At 59.9% G+C, this 19,257-nt stretch carries 10 protein-coding genes; all 10 read left to right on the top strand.

Annotated elements, in window-relative coordinates; genetic code table 11:
• Nucleotides 1-301 precede the first annotated feature (301 nt).
• The 10 genes from AC4HNJ_RS19705 to AC4HNJ_RS19660 all read left to right on the top strand — a co-directional run bounded on the left by AC4HNJ_RS19705 (nt 302) and on the right by AC4HNJ_RS19660 (nt 19,230).
• Complete coding sequence (locus tag AC4HNJ_RS19705) at nt 302-8,917, top strand: glycoside hydrolase family 94 protein (RefSeq protein ID WP_490481317.1); 8,616 nt, start codon at nt 302-304, stop codon at nt 8,915-8,917.
• Complete coding sequence (locus tag AC4HNJ_RS19700) at nt 8,914-9,600, top strand: HAD family hydrolase (RefSeq protein WP_490481316.1); 687 nt, start codon at nt 8,914-8,916, stop codon at nt 9,598-9,600. Before AC4HNJ_RS19705 ends, AC4HNJ_RS19700 begins: the two co-directional genes overlap by 4 nt.
• A gap of 142 nt (nt 9,601-9,742) precedes the next feature.
• Nucleotides 9,743-11,392 (top strand): phosphoglucomutase (alpha-D-glucose-1,6-bisphosphate-dependent), encoded by a 1,650-nt coding sequence (pgm, locus tag AC4HNJ_RS19695; RefSeq protein ID WP_490481315.1) that lies wholly within the window; start codon nt 9,743-9,745, stop codon nt 11,390-11,392.
• A gap of 181 nt (nt 11,393-11,573) precedes the next feature.
• Nucleotides 11,574-12,596, top strand: a complete 1,023-nt coding sequence (locus AC4HNJ_RS19690) for a cupin-like domain-containing protein (RefSeq protein ID WP_490481314.1) — start codon at nt 11,574-11,576, stop codon at nt 12,594-12,596.
• A gap of 176 nt (nt 12,597-12,772) precedes the next feature.
• Complete coding sequence (locus AC4HNJ_RS19685; protein ID WP_490481313.1) at nt 12,773-13,771, top strand: LLM class flavin-dependent oxidoreductase; 999 nt, start codon at nt 12,773-12,775, stop codon at nt 13,769-13,771.
• Between the two features lie 113 nt (nt 13,772-13,884).
• Nucleotides 13,885-14,376, top strand: coding sequence for a MarR family transcriptional regulator (locus tag AC4HNJ_RS19680; protein WP_490481312.1), 492 nt, complete (start codon nt 13,885-13,887; stop codon nt 14,374-14,376).
• A 13-nt stretch (nt 14,377-14,389) separates the two neighbouring features.
• Nucleotides 14,390-16,513, top strand: coding sequence for an FUSC family protein (locus AC4HNJ_RS19675; protein WP_490481311.1), 2,124 nt, complete (start codon nt 14,390-14,392; stop codon nt 16,511-16,513).
• The gene (locus AC4HNJ_RS19670; protein ID WP_490481310.1) at nt 16,503-16,700 is read left to right on the top strand and encodes a DUF1656 domain-containing protein; all 198 of its coding nucleotides are present in this window, start codon (nt 16,503-16,505) and stop codon (nt 16,698-16,700) included. Before AC4HNJ_RS19675 ends, AC4HNJ_RS19670 begins: the two co-directional genes overlap by 11 nt.
• A gap of 30 nt (nt 16,701-16,730) precedes the next feature.
• Nucleotides 16,731-17,750: an HlyD family secretion protein gene (locus AC4HNJ_RS19665; protein ID WP_490481309.1), complete on the top strand. Its 1,020-nt coding sequence runs from the start codon at nt 16,731-16,733 to the stop codon at nt 17,748-17,750.
• A 7-nt stretch (nt 17,751-17,757) separates the two neighbouring features.
• Nucleotides 17,758-19,230 carry an efflux transporter outer membrane subunit gene (locus tag AC4HNJ_RS19660; protein WP_490481308.1) on the top strand — a complete coding sequence of 491 codons (1,473 nt, stop codon included), beginning with the start codon at nt 17,758-17,760 and terminating at the stop codon, nt 19,228-19,230.
• Nucleotides 19,231-19,257 lie beyond the last annotated feature (27 nt).

The following is a 19,257-nucleotide window of genomic DNA, read 5'->3' as shown; positions in this document are numbered from 1 at the left end:
TAAGGCGTATCATCGGGTTGCTATCTTCAGCAACCCGATGATGCGTCTCCACCCGAGATGCCGAAAATAGAATAGTCTGCTGGCGACCCTTCTGGTCGATAGCACTCCGCTCTCCTCAGTAGAAAAGAAGCTTTGTGCGCCGACGGTTTGACGGTGCAATGCCTGCACGTACGTCAATTTCACGCTTCGACAGCTATTTTTTTTACATTACAGCGCACCGTGACGCATACCTTGTGGCATGCGAAGAACGTTGGAGCCCCGAGGCTCTGGCGGAAGGTGGTATGACGGCCGGATCGGAGCGATGCTGAGGATCGACAAATCAGTGCTTCTGCAAGCAGCCCTGCACACTCGTGCGGCGGCGGACTCGGCGGGCGGCGAGGGATCGATGGAGCCGGCACTGCGCGCCGAGCTGTTCAGTGCCGAGCAGATGGAGCAGCACGGCATCGCCTTGGCGAAACGGCACCAGCTCAGCCCGCGATCCTCTTCGGACCGCTTGCTCAAGCGCCTGGACGACAACGCAACGCTCTTGTTGCAAGCCTGCGAAGCGCTGACCGCCGCTGCCAAGAACAATCGACGCATTTCCCCGGCAGGTGAGTGGTTGCTGGACAATTACTACCTGATCGAAGAGCAGGTTCGTATTGCACGCAAGCATTTGCCCAGGCAGTACAACCGCGAATTGCCGCGTTTGGCAGAAGGCGAGTCCGACGGCTTTCCACGCGTGTACGTCCTTGCACTTGAGACGATTTCGCATGGCGATGGCCGGGTCGACGATGAAAGCCTGAGCCGCTTCATTTCCGCCTATCAGACGGTGCAGCCGTTGACCTTGGGCGAACTCTGGGCCGTGCCGATCATGCTGCGTCTAGCCTTGATCGAGAACCTGCGCCGTGCCGCCATGCGCGTGCTGTCGGATTGGCGTTATCGCGATCAGGCGAGCGAGTGGGCTGATCTCCTTACTCAGATTGCCGAGCAAGACCCGAAGAGCGTGGTGATCGGCGTGGCCGATATGGCACGTTCGGATCCGCCCGTGACCAGCGCATTCGTCGCCGAATTGGCCCGTCGCCTGCAGGGGCAAAGCCCTGTGCTTGCGATGCCTTTGACCTGGGTCGAGCAACGGCTGGCTGAGACCGGCTCAAGCATCGAACACCAACTGCAACTCGAAGCGCAAGAACAGGCAGCCAATCAGGTATCGGTCGGTAACAGCATCGGAAGCCTGCGTCATCTTTCGGCGATTGACTGGCATGCCTTCGTGGAGCGGCACAGCATTGTCGAACAAACCCTGCGCGAAGATCCGGCGGGTGTTTACGCCACGATGGAATTCGCTACGCGTGATCATTACCGCCACGTCGTGGAACGGATGGCGCGTTTCAGTATGCAATCCGAAGGCGATGTGGCCCAGGCTGCGATTGAACTTGCACGTCATTGCGCCGCCGATCATCCGGTATCGGGCATCGGGGCGCACGTGGGGTACTACCTGGTCGACCAAGGCCTGGCCGAGCTCGAACATGCCGTCAGCTATCGCTATCGCCGCTGGACGGGCTTGCGGCGCCGGCTGGCACGCAGCTCGTTGCTTGGGTACCTCGGCATGGTCATCTTGCTTACCGCGTTGTTGGCCGAGCCGATCGTACGTATGGCGAGCATTGGCGGTTATCCGGCGTGGGTCATCGCCTGTGTAGCGATACCCGCCTTGCTTGCCGCCAGCCAGTTCGCGCTGGGTTTGGTGAACTGGATCGTTACTGTCACGATCTCGCCCACGATGTTGCCGCGCCTGGATTTTTCACAGGGCGTGCCACCGGCTGCGCGTACCTTGGTGGTGGTGCCGGCGCTATTTGGAGATGTGCAGGATGTCGAAGACATGGTCGAGGCGCTCGAAGTGCATTTCCTGGCCAATCGCGACCAGAACATTCACTTCGCCCTGTTGAGTGATTACAAGGATGCTCCCGACGAGTGGATGGATCAGGACAACACGATCTTGAAGCTGGCGCGCCAGCATGTAGACGCCTTGAACGCCAAATATGCGCCAGGATCCGGCGATCGTTTCTATCTGTTTCATCGGCCGCGGCGCTTCAATCGCGCGGACAAAATCTGGATGGGATACGAGCGCAAGCGCGGCAAGCTCACTGATCTCAATACCCTCCTGCGCACCGGCGACATGCGCCCCTTCATGCAGGTAGTCGGTCCGATCGAAGTGCTTCGTAGCGTCAAGTACGTCATTACCCTCGATGCAGATACACAGTTGCCTCGTGATGCTGCGCAGACCCTTGCCGGCGTGATGGCGCATCCGCTCAATCATCCGGTGTATGACGCAGCCGAAGGGCGCATGCTGCGCGGCCATGGCATTTTGCAGCCCAGGCTCGGCATCAGCCTGCCCAGCACCGGCCGCTCACGTTACGCCATGTTGTTCGGAAGCGAAGTCGGCATCGATCCGTATACACGCATGGTATCGGATGTCTATCAGGATCTTTTCGGTGAGGGTTCGTTCATCGGCAAAGGCATTTATGACGTCGATGCCATCGCCCAGACCCTGGATGATCGCTTTCCGGAAAACACCGTTCTCAGCCATGACCTGATCGAGGGCTGCTATGCGCGCTCGGGCTTGCTTAGCGATGTGCCGTTATACGAAGAATATCCGTCCAGTTACCTCAACGACTATCAGCGTCGGCATCGCTGGATCCGCGGCGATTGGCAACTGTTGCCGTGGATACTTCCGCGAGTATCGGATGCGCAAGGAAAACGGGCCAGAAACACTCTCGACGGTCTTTCGCGCTGGAAACTGTTCGACAACCTTCGCCGCAGCCTGGTAGCGCCCTCGTTCGTGGCGCTGTTCCTGCTTGCATGGCTTTGCTTTGCACAGCCGATTGTGTGGACGGTCGCCATCCTGGCGCTTCTGTTCACGTTGCCGCTGCTCTCGGCGCTGCTGGCAATCGTGCAGAAACCTGAAGAAATGACCATGCGCTCGCATCTGAGAACGGCGGTAATGCCGGCCGTTCAACATATTGCGCGCTCTCTTTTCAGCTTGACGACCTTGCCGCACGAAGCGTGCTACAGCCTGGATGCCATTGCGCGCACGCTGTGGCGGATGGTCGTCAGTCGGCGCAATCTGCTGCAGTGGCGGACGTCTCGCGATGTCGAGCAAGAAGGCCGGCGCGCCACCACGCGTACCTATCGCGTGATGTGGAGCAATCCCGTGCTTGCAGTGGGCGCGGGAATCGCGGTCTGGCGGCATCAGCCCGAAACCTTGGCGCCGGCGCTGCCTATCCTGTTGCTGTGGCTGGTCGGACCTGCCCTGGTGCAGTGGTCCAGTCAGCGGCGCAAGGAAATCGTTTTCGCACCCAATAGCCGGCAGCTGCAGTTCTTGCGTGGCGTAGCTCGACGCATCTGGGCTTTCTTCGAGACCTATGTCGGACCGGAGGACCACTGGCTACCACCCGATAACGTGCAGGAAGTTCCCACTGCCGTGGTCGCGCATCGAACCTCGCCAACCAATATCGGCCTGGGCATGCTTTCCTGTCTGGCCGCCTACGATTTTGGATACATCACCACCGGGCGTTTGCTTGACCGGCTGGGTAAGACGGTGCAAACGCTACAAACCATGTCCCGTTATCGCGGGCATCTCTATAACTGGTATGACACGCTCACACTGGAGCCGTTGACACCGAATTATGTCTCGTCGGTAGATAGCGGCAATTTCGCTGCACACTTGCTGACGCTTCGTCCGGGGCTGCTGGCGTTGCTGGACGAGCCGCTATTCCATGTGCGTCTTTTCGAAGGGCTGCACGATACACTGACGCTCTTGCGCGATGCGTTGCCGGATGGCCGCTCCGATGCCGCCATAGCCAGCTTGCAGCGATTTCTGGAGGACGCTGCGCAACAGCCGCCTTCATCGCTGGATCAAGTAGCAGTCCAGGTAGTGGACCTGCACGTGAAAATCGATGCACTGGATGCCTCCGTATCCGCGGATGCCCCTTCGGACGTCGCCTTCTGGTGCGCACGGCTGTGCGAACAGATCATGGATATCCATGATGAAGTGGAGCGGGTGATGGTGTGGGCCGAGCATCTGCCGAAGCATGAAAGTATTCCCACGCTGCGACACGTTTTGCCCATCAGCGGTAGCACCGGGGAGAGTGAATCGGCGAGTCCCAGAGGGCGTCGTGATGAGGTGCTTCGTCTAGCCGCGGCGATCTCCGATCTGGCATCCATGGACTTTCGCTTTCTCTATGACGCGCGCAAGAAGCTGCTTTCGATCGGTTACAACGTTGACGATCGCCGCCTGGACGCCAGCTGCTACGACTTGTTGGCCTCAGAAGCCCGATTGGCCAGCTACGTGGCGATCGCGCAGGGACAGTTGCCGCAAGACAGCTGGTTTGCGCTCGGCCGTTTGCTGACCACTGCAGGCGGCAAGCCGGTCTTGCTGTCCTGGTCCGGCTCGATGTTCGAATACCTGATGCCGATGCTGGTGATGCCGAGCTACCAGGGCACGCTGCTGGATGAAACTTGTCATGCAGCGGTCGCGCGGCAGATCGAATACGGTCAGCAGGCCGGTGTGCCGTGGGGTGTGTCGGAGTCCGGCTATAACACGGTCGACGTGCATTTGAACTATCAATACCGCGCGTTTGGCGTGCCCGGCCTGGGGCTCAAACGCGGCTTGGGCGAAGACGTGGTGATCGCGCCGTATGCCAGCGTGATGGCCTTGATGGTGGCGCCGGTCGAAGCCTACGCCAACCTGGAGCGATTGACCTCCGAAGGGCGACAAGGGCGTTTTGGCTTCTATGAAGCGATCGATTACACGCCTGCCCGCATACCTCACGGACAGACGGCCGCGGTCGTTACTTCATTTATGGCGCATCACCAGGGCATGAGCCTGCTGTCGCTGGCCTATCTGTTGCGCGACCAGCCGATGCAAAAGCGTTTCGACACCGACCCGCAGTTCCGTGCCGTGGCCTTACTGTTGCAGGAGCGCGTGCCACGCAATGCAACCGAATACCTGCACGCCATCGACCTGCAAACCTTGCAGACGGGTAATCCGACCGCCGATGCCGCCTTGCGTGTATTTGTGGATCCCAACATGCCGCGGCCAGCAGTGCAGTTGCTGTCGAACGGCCATTATCACGTGATGATGAGCAGTTCCGGCGCCGGTTACAGCCGCTGCCGCGATCTGGCTATTCATCGCTGGCATGAGGACATCACCAGTGATAACTGGGGGCAATTCTGTTATCTGCGCGATGTCGAGACAGGCGAGTTCTGGTCGACGACTTATCAGCCCACGCTGGTCAAGCCCGATCACTACGAAGCCATCTTTTCCGATGCGCGTGCTGAGTTCCGGTTACGCAAGCATCATTACGATGCGCATACCGAAATCGTCGTGTCGCCGGAAGACGACACAGAGCTGCGGCGTGTGCGGCTGACCAATCGCGGGCGCCACCCACGTACGATCGAATTGACCACTTTTGCAGAATTGGTGATCGCACCGCCGATGGCAGATGCCTCACACCCAGCCTTCAGCAATCTGTTTGTCCAAATCGAATGGGTGGCTTCCGCCCAAGCGCTGATCGGCACGCGCCGTCCGCGCGCCAACGGCGAGCAGGTGCCATGGATGTGCCATGTGGTAGCGGTGCACGATGCAGTAGTGGAGGAGGTTTCCTATGAAACGGATCGCGCCAAATTCGTGGGTCGCGGTCGCAGCATCGCTCGTCCGTTGGCCTTGAGCCGGCTGGAATCGCATGCACAGCTTTCGAATTCGGTCGGCTCCGTGCTCGATCCCGTCGTCGCCATCCGCGTGCGCATGACCTTGCCGCCGGAGCAGTCGGCCACTGTCGACATCGCCACCGGCATGACCGATAGCAGGGAAACCTGTTTGCATCTGGTGGAAAAATACCGCGACCGCCACCTTGCCGATCGTGTGTTCGAATTGTCCTGGACGCATAGCCAGGTCTTGCTGCAACAGCTGAATGCCACGCATGCCAATGCCAGGCTGTACGAGCGGATGGCGGCTTCCATTTTGTACGCCAACACATTGATGCGCGCCGAGGCGGGTGTGCTGCAGGCCAATCGACGCGGTCAATCCGGACTGTGGGGACAGGGCATCTCGGGCGATGTACCGATTGTGCTATTGCGTATCAGTGATATCGCCAATATCGAGCTAGTGCGGCAGCTCGTTCAGGCACATGCGTATTGGCGCCTGAAGGGTCTGACAGTAGACCTGGTGATCTGGAACGAGGACCTGGCGGGCTATCGGCAAGAATTGCAGGATTTGATCATCGGCTTGATTACATCGAGCGCCGAGGCGAGCCTGATCGATCGTCCGGGCGGTATCTTCGTCCGTCCTTCGCAGCAATTGTCGGTAGAAGATCGCATTCTGGTGCAATCGGTCGCGCGTATTGTGCTGTACGACAATCGCGGCACACTGGCCGAACAAGTGGAGCGTCGCCGCGTGGAAGCGCAGCTTCCACCGCTCAACGTCAGCAAGACGACTACGCCGCAAGCATCCGACGCATCGGAAGAACTCGCTCAGCGCGCATTCGATACCTTGCAGCTCACCAACCGTTATGGCGGATTCTCGCCCGATCTCAACGAGTACGTGATCGTGCAACGTTCCGGCCGCCATACGCCTGCGCCCTGGGCCAACGTGCTGGCGAATCCCGAGTTCGGTTGCGTCGTATCCGAAGCGGGAAGCGCTTATACCTGGAGCGAGAATTCACACGAATTTCGATTGACGCCATGGCACAACGATCCGGTCAGCGACAGCTGTGGCGAAGCGATATACCTGCGTGACGAGGAGAGCGGCCGCTATTGGTCGCCTTCGCCGTGGCCGCATCGGGGCAAGGGCACCTACGTCACGCGGCACGGCTTCGGTTACTCCGTGTTCGAGCATATCGAGGACGGTATTCATTCCGAACTCTGGGTCTACGTGGCATCGCATGCGGCAGTGAAATTCATGGTGTTGCGCGTGCACAATCGCTCGGCGCGCGCCAGGCGTCTCTCTGCGACCGGCTATGTGGAATGGGTGCTTGGCGATATGCGCAACAAGTATGCGATGCATATCGTTTCCGAATCCGATCCGGTGACGGGGGCGTTGCTGGCACGTAACGCCTACAACACAGAGTTCCCCGAACGGGTGGCTTTTTTCGACGCCGATGCCACGACGCGCAGTGTGACCTGTGATCGCATGGAATTTCTGGGCCGCAACGGTAACCTCCGTACACCTGCCGCGATGGAGCGCAGCGGATTGTCCGGCCGCCTCGGGCCAGGGCTCGACCCTTGCGCAGCGATCCAGGTGCCGATTGAACTCGGCAAAGATGAAGCACGAGAAGTGGTGTTCCGCCTCGGCGCCGCACGCGACGCCAAGGGAGCCAGCGATCTTGCACAGCGTTATCGTGGTGCAAAGGCGGCCGCCTCGGCGCTGGATGAAGCACGCATGCATTGGCGCTGGACCTTAGGCAAGGTGCAGGTGAAAACGCCTGACGCAGCGATCAATGCGCTGGCGAATGGATGGTTGATGTACCAAGTGATCGCCGCCCGCTTCTGGGGGCGCAGCGGTTACTACCAATCGGGAGGGGCATTCGGCTTCCGCGATCAATTGCAGGACTCGATGGCCATGGTACACGCCAGCCCCTACAGCGCGCGGCAGCACTTGCTGCTATGCGCGGCGCATCAGTTCGTGGACGGCGATGTACAACACTGGTGGCATCCGCCTTCCGATCGCGGCGTGCGCACGCATTGTTCCGACGATTATCTCTGGCTGCCGTTGGCCTTGAGCCGCTACGTGCATACCACGCACGATACGGGTGTGATGGATGAGCGCGTCGGCTTCATAGAAGGACGGCCAGTCAAGCACGATGAGGAGTCCTACTACGATCTGCCGGTGCGCTCGTCGCAACAGGCGACGTTGTACGAGCATTGCGTCCGCGCCATCGAGCGGAGCATGGCACGTGGCCCTCATGGTTTACCGCTGATCGGCACGGGTGATTGGAACGACGGCATGAACAAGGTGGGTGAGCAAGGCACGGGCGAGAGTGTCTGGCTTGGCTTCTTTCTTTACGACGTGCTGATATCGTTTGCTGGAACGGCACGACGCCATGATGACGAGACCTTCGCCAAACATTGCGAGGATGAGGCCGCCAAGCTTGCTGCCAATCTCGAAGAGCACGCCTGGGATGGCGAATGGTATCGGCGCGCCTACTTCGACGATGGCACGCCGCTTGGGTCACAGCAAAACGAAGAGTGCCGTATCGATTCGATTGCGCAAAGTTGGGCCGTGCTGTCGAAGGCAGCGCCAGCGGAACGCCGTCGCCAGGCGATGGCATCGCTGGACAAGCATTTGGTGAAACGCGAGGCGGGCATCATCCAGTTGTTGGATCCGCCGTTCGATCGCAGCGCGATGGATCCCGGCTACATCAAGGGCTACGTGCCCGGCGTGCGTGAGAACGGCGGGCAATATACCCATGCAGCAGTATGGGCCACGATGGCGTTTGCCGCGTTGGGCGATGCGCGGCGTGCGTGGGAATTGACGCACATGATCAGCCCCATCACGCACGGCAGCGGGGAGGGGCGTATCGACGTGTATAAGGTCGAACCATACGTCATTGCCGCCGATGTCTATTACGGCAGTGCTCATCAGGGACGCGGTGGCTGGACCTGGTACACCGGTTCGGCCGGCTGGATGTACCGCCTGATCATGGAGTCGTTGCTTGGTTTGCGCGTCGAAGGCGAAAGCCTGTACATCGACCCGGTTCTTCCGCCAGACTGGTCGGACTACGGCTTGAACTACCGGCACCGCGAGACCGACTACCAGATCACGGTGCATGCTTCCCGCGCCGAATCGGTATCGCGTCGCATTATGGTCAACGGCAGGCCGATCGAAGGTGACCGGCTGCCGCTCATCGATGATGGCGGCGAGCATCATGTGGACTTCTATTTGTGACTGACGCCAAGGCAACATCTTCCACGGTATTTCTGCTCGACGTCGACAATACCTTGCTCGACAACGACCGCTTCGGCGCTGACCTGCATGCGCAATTGATCCAGCAATTCGGGCAGGCGGAATGCGACCGCTATTGGGCCCTGTACGAACAATTGCGGCAGGGGGAGGGCTACGCTGATTATCTGGGTGCACTCCAGCGTTTCCGGCGTGAAAGCGATGCGCGATCTGGCCTCCTGGCCATGTCATCATGGCTGCTCGACTATCCGTTTGAGCAGCGGGTCTTTCCTGACGCACTGGCGGCGATCGAATATTTGAATACGTTGGGACGTGCGGTGGTCCTATCCGATGGCGATATCGTGTTCCAGCCCCGCAAGGTGGAACGTGCAGGTATCCATGCTGCGGTTCGCGGCGACGTGCTGATCTTCGTCCACAAGGAACTCGCGCTGGATGTCATGCAGCAGCGTTATCCGGCAGACCGCTATGTGATGGTGGATGACAAGCCGAACCTGCTGGCGACGATGAAGCTCAAACTCGGCGATCGGCTCACTACGGTGTTCGTGCGCCAAGGGCATTACGCGGCACAGGCAAGCATGGCGGAGATCCTGCCCGCGCCGGATTACAGCATCGATGCGATCGCCGACCTGCAGCACTTGGCGGCTGAATGGGCACGGGCACCAGCCTGAATGGACTGCGACCGATAAACCCCTGCACAGACGAAGGGTTGATATACGGTCGCCGATAATGGGCGATGCCCATCAAGGATCAAGTCCTTCTCTTGCCAGGCCAGGGAAGGGGAGATCTCACAGCCCAAGAGGAACCTTGCACGTGAGCCCCAAAGTCGATGCACGCGCAGGCAAGCCAGCGCCAGAAGACATGCTGGTGGACGTGACGACATTGCTGGATGCATACAGCCAGCTGCGTCCCGATCCCTCCGATCCCACGCAACGCGTAAGCTTCGGTACTTCCGGTCATCGCGGGTCTTCGTTCGACCGCAGTTTCAACGAGTGGCACGTGCTGGCCATCACCCAGGCCATATGCGATTACCGTCGCCAGAAAAGCATCAGTGGCCCGTTGTATATCGGTATCGATACGCACGCGCTGGCTCAGCCGGCGTTCGAGAGCGCGCTTGAAGTGCTGGTTGCCAATGACGTGGCGGTCGCCGTTTCCGCAGGCGGTGAATTCACGCCTACGCCGGCCGTGTCGCGGGCGATCATTGCGCATAACCGCATCCGGCTGGATGGTCTTGCAGACGGGATCGTCGTCACCCCCTCGCACAATCCGCCGAGCGATGGCGGTTTCAAGTACAACCCGCCCAACGGCGGGCCGGCGGAAACGGATGTCACCAGCTGGATCCAGCAGCGCGCCAATGCGCTGCTCGAAAGCCGCCTGGCCGGCGTCAAGCGCATGAGTTATCGGCAGGCCAGGCGTTCCAGCCTGGTGCAGGAATACGACTTCCTGACGCGCTACGTCGACGACCTCAAGAACATCATCGACTTCGACGTGATCAGGCAGGCGGGTGTGCATATGGCTGTCGATCCACTGGGTGGCGCTGGTGTGCATTACTGGCGGCCAATCGCTCAGCGCTATGGCATCGATCTGACTGTCATCAGTGAAACGGTGGATCCGACCTTCCGTTTCATGACAGTGGATTGGGACGGCAAGATCCGCATGGATCCTTCCTCGCCCTACGCCATGCAGCGCCTGATCGGGCTGAAGGATCAGTACGACGTGGCATTCGCCTGTGATACCGATCATGACCGTCACGGCATCGTGGCGCGCAGCAGTGGCCTGATGCCGCCCAATAACTATCTTTCCGTGATGGTGGACTACCTGTTCCAGCATCGCCCGCAATGGACGGCCGAGGCTCGCGTCGGCAAGACCGTGGTCAGCAGTTCGATGATCGACCGCGTTACCAGGCGCCTTGGCCGCGTACTCTATGAAGCGCCGGTCGGCTTCAAGTGGTTCGCCGACGGTTTGTTTGAGGGATCGCTAGGGTTCGGCTGCGAGGAAAGTGCCGGTGCCTCCATGCTGCGCCACAACGGTACCGTCTGGACCACCGACAAGGATGGCATCGTGCCGGGCCTGCTGGCGGCGGAAATGACGGCCCGTACCGGCAAGGATCCGGGCCAGCTCTACAGTGAACTCACCGAAGCGCTGGGCCGGCCTTATTCCAGTCGTGTCGATGCGGTCGCCACCGCCCAGCAGAAAGCACGTTTGTCCAAGCTTTCGCCGCGGCAGCTGCAGAGCGACGAACTCGCCGGGGAAAAAATCAGCCAAGTGCTGGATCGTGCGCCTGGCAACGACGCGCCGATCGGCGGTATCAAGGTCGTCACCGAACACGGCTGGTTCGCCGCACGACCCTCGGGCACCGAGGATATCTACAAAGTGTACGGTGAAAGTTTCAAGAGCGAAGCGCACTTGCAGGAAATCCTGCGCGAGGCCCAGGGCATTGTGGATGCCGCACTCGCAGAGTAGTGGGTGAAGCCATTCTGGGGACGGGCGTGTTCCGCCTGTTTGGCCGGAAGCCCAAAGCTTTTCCTGGCCGGACATGGATGCATGGTGGCCAGTCATTCTGGTGCCTCAGCCCCCTTTCTCCCGGCGCGAAACGCGCTAAGCTCGCCCCCAACGCCGGATGGCGTATGCGAGGGAGTGTGTTATGGCTCAGGTGGAGTTGAGGCCGGTTGTCCATGTCGACAACGAATGGCGACGCTGGATTGCGGAAAACCTGTTGCTGGATGGTCCGCCGCAGGGCATCTATGAGCAGATGATGCGTGCCGGCGTCCCGCCCGAAGAAGCCATGCAAGAACTGCAGCAGGCCATGGCAAGCCCTTATATCGTCGGCGCGCAGCGTTTGCGCAACCGCCTGGCCAAGCATGATTGGGTGCTCGAAACGCAGCGTCGCATGAATCGCCTGCGCAGTGCAGAAGTACCTCGACGCCACAAGCTGTCCCGCGATGAATTTTTCGATGCGTACTACACGGCCGGACGCCCCGTCATCATCACCGGCATGATGGAAGACTGGCCGGCGCTGGCGAAGTGGGGCCTGGATTATTTCAAGCAGCGTTGTGGCGATCGCGAAGTGGAAATCCAGTTCGGTCGCGATAGCGACGCCCAGTACGAAATACGCAAGACGGTCCATCGCAAGACCATGTTATTTGGCGACTTCATCGAGATGGTGCGCCAGGCGGGCCGCAGCAACGATTTCTATATGACGGCCTATAACGAGGGGAAAAATTGCACGGCGCTCTCCGAACTCTGGGAGGATGTCGTGCAGATTCCCGAATACCTCAACAGCAACGGGGGCTCTCGCGGCTTCCTCTGGCTCGGGCCGCCGGGAACGATCACACCGTTCCACCACGATCTCACCAACAACTTCATGGCGCAAGTGATCGGGAGCAAGCGCATTCTGCTGATGCCGCCTTGCGAGATTGCACACGTCTACAACCATGAACATTGCTTTACACCCGTTGACGCGCGACAGATTGATCTTCAGCGCTATCCACGCATGGCCGACGTACAAGTGCTTTCCTGTACTTTGAATCCGGGCGAGTTGCTGTTTCTACCCGTAGGTTGTTGGCATTTCGTGGAGGGACTGGAAATCTCCGCCACGCTGACGTTCACCAATTTTCTGTGGGATAACGATTTCACCGCCGAGTACCCGCCGCTGCAGTCGTTTTGACGGGATACTTGACTGAACGCTTCAAGCGAGTCTCTGTCCCGCGTGCAAGGGCAGGGTTGCCTGCAAGCGTCTGCGGGTGCAACTCGTGCCACGCGCGCAAAAGGCACACGCCACACCGCTTGGCATCATCAGTAAACGTCCCCAGATGATGAGCTTCGTCCCCGAAGACTCCGCTCATGATCCCGTTTTCCGTCCTCGACCTTGCCCCCATCACGGAAGGCAGCACGCCCACCCAGGCCTTCGCTAATTCGCTGGATCTGGCTCGCCGGGCCGAGCAACTCGGTTACCAACGTTATTGGCTGGCCGAGCACCACAACATGCCTGGTATCGCCAGTGCGGCGACGGCGGTGCTGATCGGTTACGTGGCGGGTGGTACCTCGCGGATCAGGGTGGGGGCAGGCGGCATCATGCTGCCTAACCATGCGCCTTTGCAGGTAGCGGAACAGTTCGGCACCTTGGCTTCGCTCTATCCCGGGCGTATCGACTTGGGACTTGGGCGTGCGCCTGGGACGGACCAGCCGACAGCCAGGGCGCTTCGCCGCTATTTCGAGGGCGCAGATACCTTTCCCCAGGACGTGCAGGAACTGCTCGCGTTTTTCGAGCCTGCCGTTCCGGGCCAGGTTGTGCGTGCCGTGCCGGGTGCCGGCATCGATGTGCCGGTATGGTTGCTGGGTTCCAGTCTGTTCGGCGCCAGGCTCGCGGCGGCGCTTGGTTTGCCCTATGCGTTCGCTTCACACTTTGCGCCTGACGCGATGGACGAAGCGTTGATGATCTATCGCCGCGATTTCAAGCCTTCTGCGCGGCTTGCCAAACCCCATGCCATGCTGGGCGTCAATGTCGTGGCGGCCGAGAGCGATCGGGAAGCGCAGCGTCTCTTCACCACGCAGCAGCAGAGTTTCGTCAATTTGCGACGCGGCCGCCCGGGACTGATCCCGCCACCTATCGACGACATCGAACATTTTTGGACACCCGCCGAAAAGCACATGGTCGAACACGCTTTGTCATGCGCGATCATCGGCTCGCCCGCGACCGTGCGGGAAGGGCTGGCTGCCTTTATCGACCGTCATCGTCCGGACGAACTGATGGTGACGGCGAATGTCTTCGATCATACCCTGCGCAAGCGCTCTTTCGAGCTTGCCATGCAGGCGCGCGAGGAACTCGCGGCAAACGCCTGACCGCGATACGTTCTACCGTGCCATACGCTGTTTTATCCCAGGCTGCTTGTTTGCAAATAAATAGTACATTTATGTAATATATACATATAAAGTACTTGCCGGGAGAAGTAGCCGTGACCGATTTCGCTTCCACCGAACAGCGGCTGGCCGTCACCTGTCGTCGCTACCCCGATTTTCCGCGTCGTCCAGGTGTCTTGGTGCGCCTGATCAAGCACATCCACAAGCAGTTGCATGACGACGCGAACAATGTGCTGAAACCATACGGCATCAATCATCCCGAGTACAACTTGTTGATGATGTTGTATGGCACGGCCAGCGGTACGATGTCTCCATCGGAACTGGCGGATGCGGCAGGCGAGAAATCGGCCAATATCACCCGTCTGACCAACGAGCTGACGGAAAAGGGCCTGATCGCCCGCCACGCCAGCACGGATGATCGCCGCAAGATCGAATTGAGCTTGACGCCGAAGGGGCACGTGTTGATCGAGGGGCTGCTTCCGGATATATGCCAGTTGTTGGCACGGCAAGGACGGCACCTGACAGTTTCGGAACAGATTCAGCTCGAAAAGCTGTTGAAGAAGTTTCTAGGTGGGTTGGCAGACTGAGGAAGTCATGGTCATGTCCGTAACCGACGTGGATGCGGTGAAGGGTGGAAGGCGCGAAGCCTTAGTGCAAAGCTTTCGCGATGAAGCCGTCACCTGGCTTTTCGTAGGCAAGTCGCTGTTGGCCATCTACCTTACCGGCTGGTTGGCCATGCGTTTGGAACTGCCGCAGCCGGCAACAGCGATGCTGACTGCCGTCATTGTGGCCAACCGCCAGACCGGAATGGTGCTGGCCAAGAGTTTTTATCGTGCGATGGGAACATTGGTTGGTGCACTGGCGGGTTTTCTGATCGTCGCGCTTTTCCCTCAGCAACGCGTGTTGTTCCTGTCGGCTTTATCAGTGTGGGTCGGTGCATGCGCAGGTGGCGCAACGCTGTATCGCAATTTCAAGGCGTATTCGTTCGTGCTGGCGGGATATACCGCGGCCATCGTGGCGTTGCCGGTCATCAACAACCCGCTGGAAGTGTTCGACTCTGCCGTCTGGCGTCTCAGCGAGGTACTGCTGGCGCTGGCGGTATCGGCATTCGTCAGCGACATCTTCTTTCCCAGTCGCATCCGCGATGACCTGCGACGCACTGCACGCGCCCAGTTTGCCAATTTCATCGAATTCATACGGCGGGCCATGGCAGGGAAGGTCGCTCGCAGCGACCTGGAGAACGCGCATCTTCGGTTTGTGCGAGATGCGGTCACCCTGGAGGACCTTCGCAGTTCGGTCATTTTCGAAGATCCGGAAACGCGGGCACGCAGCGGACATATGCTGCTGTTCAATCAACGCTTCATGGCGGCCTCGACCAGCCTGCAAACACTGCACCACCTGATCAACCGCCTGAAACGCAGGCATCACGATGTGCCGGCGAATGCGCTGATCGAACTCTACCGCCCCCTTTGCGAAGCGCTCAATGCACCAATCCAAGCCGGTGCGGCGGCGCGCGTGCTGCTACCGCGGCTGGATAATGCCCGACAAGCCATGAATGATCGGAAAGGGCCCTTGCGCCTAAGCATGGTGTCTGACAATGACGTGCTCGATTTCGACACGGGACTTACGTTGATCGACCGCTTTGCCGATGAACTCTTCGCCTACGTGGACACGGCATCGGTACTGCAAGCTCCGAGACTTTCAGGGACGGCCGAACGGGTACGTTTCGAGCGCGGCAACGATTTTCTGGGTGCGGGCCTGGCGATGCTGCGCACCACCGCCACCATGCTGGCATTGAGTGTCTTCTGGATAAGTTCGGCGTGGCCCTACGGATCGTCCATGATGTTGCTGGCGACCGTATTCGCCGGCTTGTTTGCATCGGCCCCCAATCCCACGCAGGCGGTGAAGGGGACCTTTGTCGGCTACCTGATCGGCGTGTCGGCGGCCTTCATCTGCAAGTTCTTCGTGTTGACCCAGATGGACGGCTACATGCTGCTCATCGCCGGCTCTGCTCCGTTTCTGATGGTGGGTCTGATCATGATGATGTGGCCGAAGACCGCCCCCATGAGCCTCGGATACTGCCTGGGCTTTATCAATCTGCTGGCGGTAAGCAATCCGATGAATTTCGACGCAGTGCGTTTTATGAATGATGCACTTGCTCAGCTTGCCGCCGTCGCTGCGGCAGGTGCCGCTTTCGTATTCGTTCCGCCCGCCATTGGCAGCGTATGGTTCATTCGCCGCCAGCTCGAGCGCCTGCGTCGCCAGGTCGGCCTGGCCGCGACTGGGCCATTGCCCGGCTTGCGTAGCCGCTTCGAGAGCGTCAATCACGATTTGTTCGGCCAGGTCGTCGCGCAGACCGAGCGCGGCAGCCAGGCCTCGCGCAGTCTGCTGGCGTGGGCGTTGTCCGTGCATGAAGTCGGGCGGACCTTGATCGAACTGCGCAACGACATGGCCCAGCGCCGATTGCCCGAAGACATCCGCGAATCCATCGATCGCGCCGTTTACGCCATCGCCCAACTTTACGAACAACCTGACACGGCGGCGTACCAGCTTGCGCGGGATGCGGTGAGCGCTGCAACAGTCATGACCGATGGCGACGAAGCCACGCGGCGCTTGCTGGATCATTTGCATTTGTTGCGCCTCGCGCTGCTAGACGAAAAATCCGTGCTGGCTCCTTACATGCCAGCGCCACCTATGGCCGAAGGAGTTGCCCATGCCACGTGAAATAGCCCTCGGCGGAGTGCTTGTTCCCGGATTGCTGGTGTGGTTCGTACTGTCGATCGCGCTGCTTCTACTGTTTGATTGGATCGTAGGGCGCTATGGGCTTTATCGCTTCGTATGGCATCCCGCATTGTTCCGCCTGGCGTTCTTTGTTTGCGTCTTCGGCGGCATTGCGCTGCTCGTCTACTGATCGACGGGAAAGTCTTTTCAACACACTCTTATGAAAAACACCTTCTACATCCGTATCGCCATCACTACTGTCATCGTGCTGCTTGCCGTGCTTATCGGATACAGCCTTTGGCGCCATTACATGTATTCACCGTGGACGCGCGACGGACGTATACGCGCCTATGTGGTCCGTATCGCGCCGGATGTGCCCGGCCTGGTCACGGCGGTCAATGTGGTCGACAACCAGGCCGTGAAAAAAGGGGACGTATTGTTCGTGATCGATCGCGCGCGTTATGCCGATGCATTGGCGCAGGCCAAGGCCAATCTCGCCGCGGCGCAGGCGGCTGTGGCAGCGGCAGGTGCGAATGTTGACGCGGCGAAAGCCAGCACGGCGCAAGGCCAGGCCAATTTTTCCATGTATGCGGAGCAGTCCAGGCGGCGCCAGAATTTGAAGGACGTGGTATCCAGCGAAGACATCGCCAATGCGCGCGCCACGGCGGACGCCGCGCGGGCAACCCTGGACCGGGCGCGTGCCGGTGTTGAGCAGGCGGTTGCCGCGCAGCAGCAGGCATTGGCCGCGGTGAAACAAGCGCAGGCAGCACTCGCTACTGCGGTACTCAATCTTCAGCGCACGGAAGTGCGCGCACCCGTGGACGGTTATGTGACCAACCTGCTGGTGCGCGTCGGTGACTATGCCAGCGCCGGTGCACCGCGACTCGCCTTGATCGATCGTCATTCGTTCTGGGTGGACGGCTATTTCGAGGAAACCAAGCTGCCGCATCTTCGCATTGGCGATCCGGTCGACATCCGCCTGATGAGCGGTGGCGTGCATCTGCACGGCACCGTAGAGGGTATTGCGCGTGGCATTGCAGGTGCTGTCGATCCCACCAGCAACGATTTGCTGGCCAACATCAATCCCACGTTCAACTGGGTGCGTCTGGCGCAGCGCGTGCCGGTGCGGGTCCGCATCGATACCGATCATATGCCGCCGAATACGGTGCTGGTCGCAGGCGAAACCGCAACCTTGATCGTGCATCCTGGCGCACAGCACGACGCTGCGGCATCACGGTGAACGCGCCATGCACAGAATCATGAATCTCTCGTTGCGCACATCGTCTATTGCTCTGCTATGGGCACTGGGTACCGTGCTGAGCGGTTGCGCTACACCCGGCGGCCGGCATGCCACCGGCAAGATGATGGATCCGAACAACCTCAAGAGCGAGCAGAGTTTTCGTGGCGTACCGCTCAGTCCCACAGCATGGCCATCGCATGATTGGTGGATCGGCTTCGGCGACCCCCAACTGACCGCACTGATCGACGAAGCCCTGAAAAACAGCCCCACTCTTGCTGAAGCGGAAGCACGCGCACGACAGGCACAAGCGGTGGCGGACAGCATCAACGCCACGCGCTTGCCGCAAGCCGAACTGGATGCCAGCGCCATCGGTGCACGTCTTTCCAGCAAAGATCCGGTTTATCCCAGTTATGCCCTGGGTACGTTCGCCTGGAGCAAATCCGTCACAGCCGGTTTTTCTTGGGACCTGGATCTCTGGGGCGGTAAACGTGCCGCGTGGGAAGCTGCGTTAGGTCGAAGCCGGGCCGCGGAAATCGAGACTCGCGCGGCACGTATCCAGCTATCCGTCAATGTAGCGCGCGCATACGTGAATCTTGGTTATGCCTTCGCGCAGAAAGATGTTGCCGAAGGCGAGCTGCAGCGCACCAGTCAGACCTTGAGCTTGACACGTCGTCTGGTTGCCGGCGGTCTCGGCACACCACAGCAAGAGGCATTTGCTGATTCGCAAGTGGCGAGCGCCGAACAACAGAAAGCACAGGCGGAACGGGCCATCGACGCAGCGCGCAGCAGTCTTTCCGTCTTGTTGGGTGAGGGGCCTGATCGCGGATTGAGCATCACGCGTCCGCACATACTCGATGCGGGTCTTGTGGCTGTACCGGACAAACTGAGTGTGGACTTGCTTGGGCGTCGCGCTGATCTGGTCGCGGCACGCTGGCAGGTCGAGGCTGCTTCCAAGGACATCAAAGCTGCCAGGACGCAATTTCTGCCCAATATCAGCTTGACTGCCATGGCCGGTTTTATCGCCGTCGGCGGCAGCACCAACGTGTTCCAATTGCCGGCACGTACGTATGACGTCGCTCCCGCCCTGACACTTCCCATCTTCGACGGTGGACGCCTGCGCGCCAATCTGACCGGCGCCGATGCCCGTTACGACGAAGCCGTCGCGCATTACAACAGCTTACTGATCGGTGCATTGAACGAAGTGTCCGATCTGGTTTCGGCGCTTTCTTCGGTGCGCGATCAGATCACCCTGGAAAAGCGGGCCAAGCAAGATGCGGAAAAGAGCTGGCACGATGCATTGTCCGCATACAAGGGAGGTGTCAGCGGCCCATTGACGCCGCTGGCAAGCCGTCAACAGCTATTGCTTGCCGATCAGCGGCTGGCTGCTTTGGAAAGCCAGCAGGCCGATCTTTCGGTTCGCTTGATCGATGCGTTGGGCGGCGGTTACGGCGCCTTGGAAACGGCGCAGGCGCAGCGGTAGTTTCTGCTTCTTGCTTTGACTAGGGCC

Source organism: Dyella sp. SYSU CM1112 (assembly GCF_058216415.1).
This window is presented reverse-complemented; position numbering and strand designations above follow the sequence as displayed.

Excerpts from the sequence above, each read along its gene's own strand:
- AC4HNJ_RS19705 (WP_490481317.1), top strand. The coding sequence starts at position 302 with ATGCTGAGGATCGACAAATCAGTGCTTCTGCAAGCAGCCCTGCACACT.
- AC4HNJ_RS19690 (WP_490481314.1), top strand. The coding sequence starts at position 11,574 with ATGGCTCAGGTGGAGTTGAGGCCGGTTGTCCATGTCGACAACGAATGG.
- AC4HNJ_RS19685 (WP_490481313.1), top strand. The coding sequence starts at position 12,773 with ATGATCCCGTTTTCCGTCCTCGACCTTGCCCCCATCACGGAAGGCAGC.
- AC4HNJ_RS19675 (WP_490481311.1), top strand. The coding sequence starts at position 14,390 with ATGTCCGTAACCGACGTGGATGCGGTGAAGGGTGGAAGGCGCGAAGCC.
- AC4HNJ_RS19670 (WP_490481310.1), top strand. The coding sequence starts at position 16,503 with ATGCCACGTGAAATAGCCCTCGGCGGAGTGCTTGTTCCCGGATTGCTG.
- AC4HNJ_RS19665 (WP_490481309.1), top strand. The coding sequence starts at position 16,731 with ATGAAAAACACCTTCTACATCCGTATCGCCATCACTACTGTCATCGTG.
- AC4HNJ_RS19660 (WP_490481308.1), top strand. The coding sequence starts at position 17,758 with ATGCACAGAATCATGAATCTCTCGTTGCGCACATCGTCTATTGCTCTG.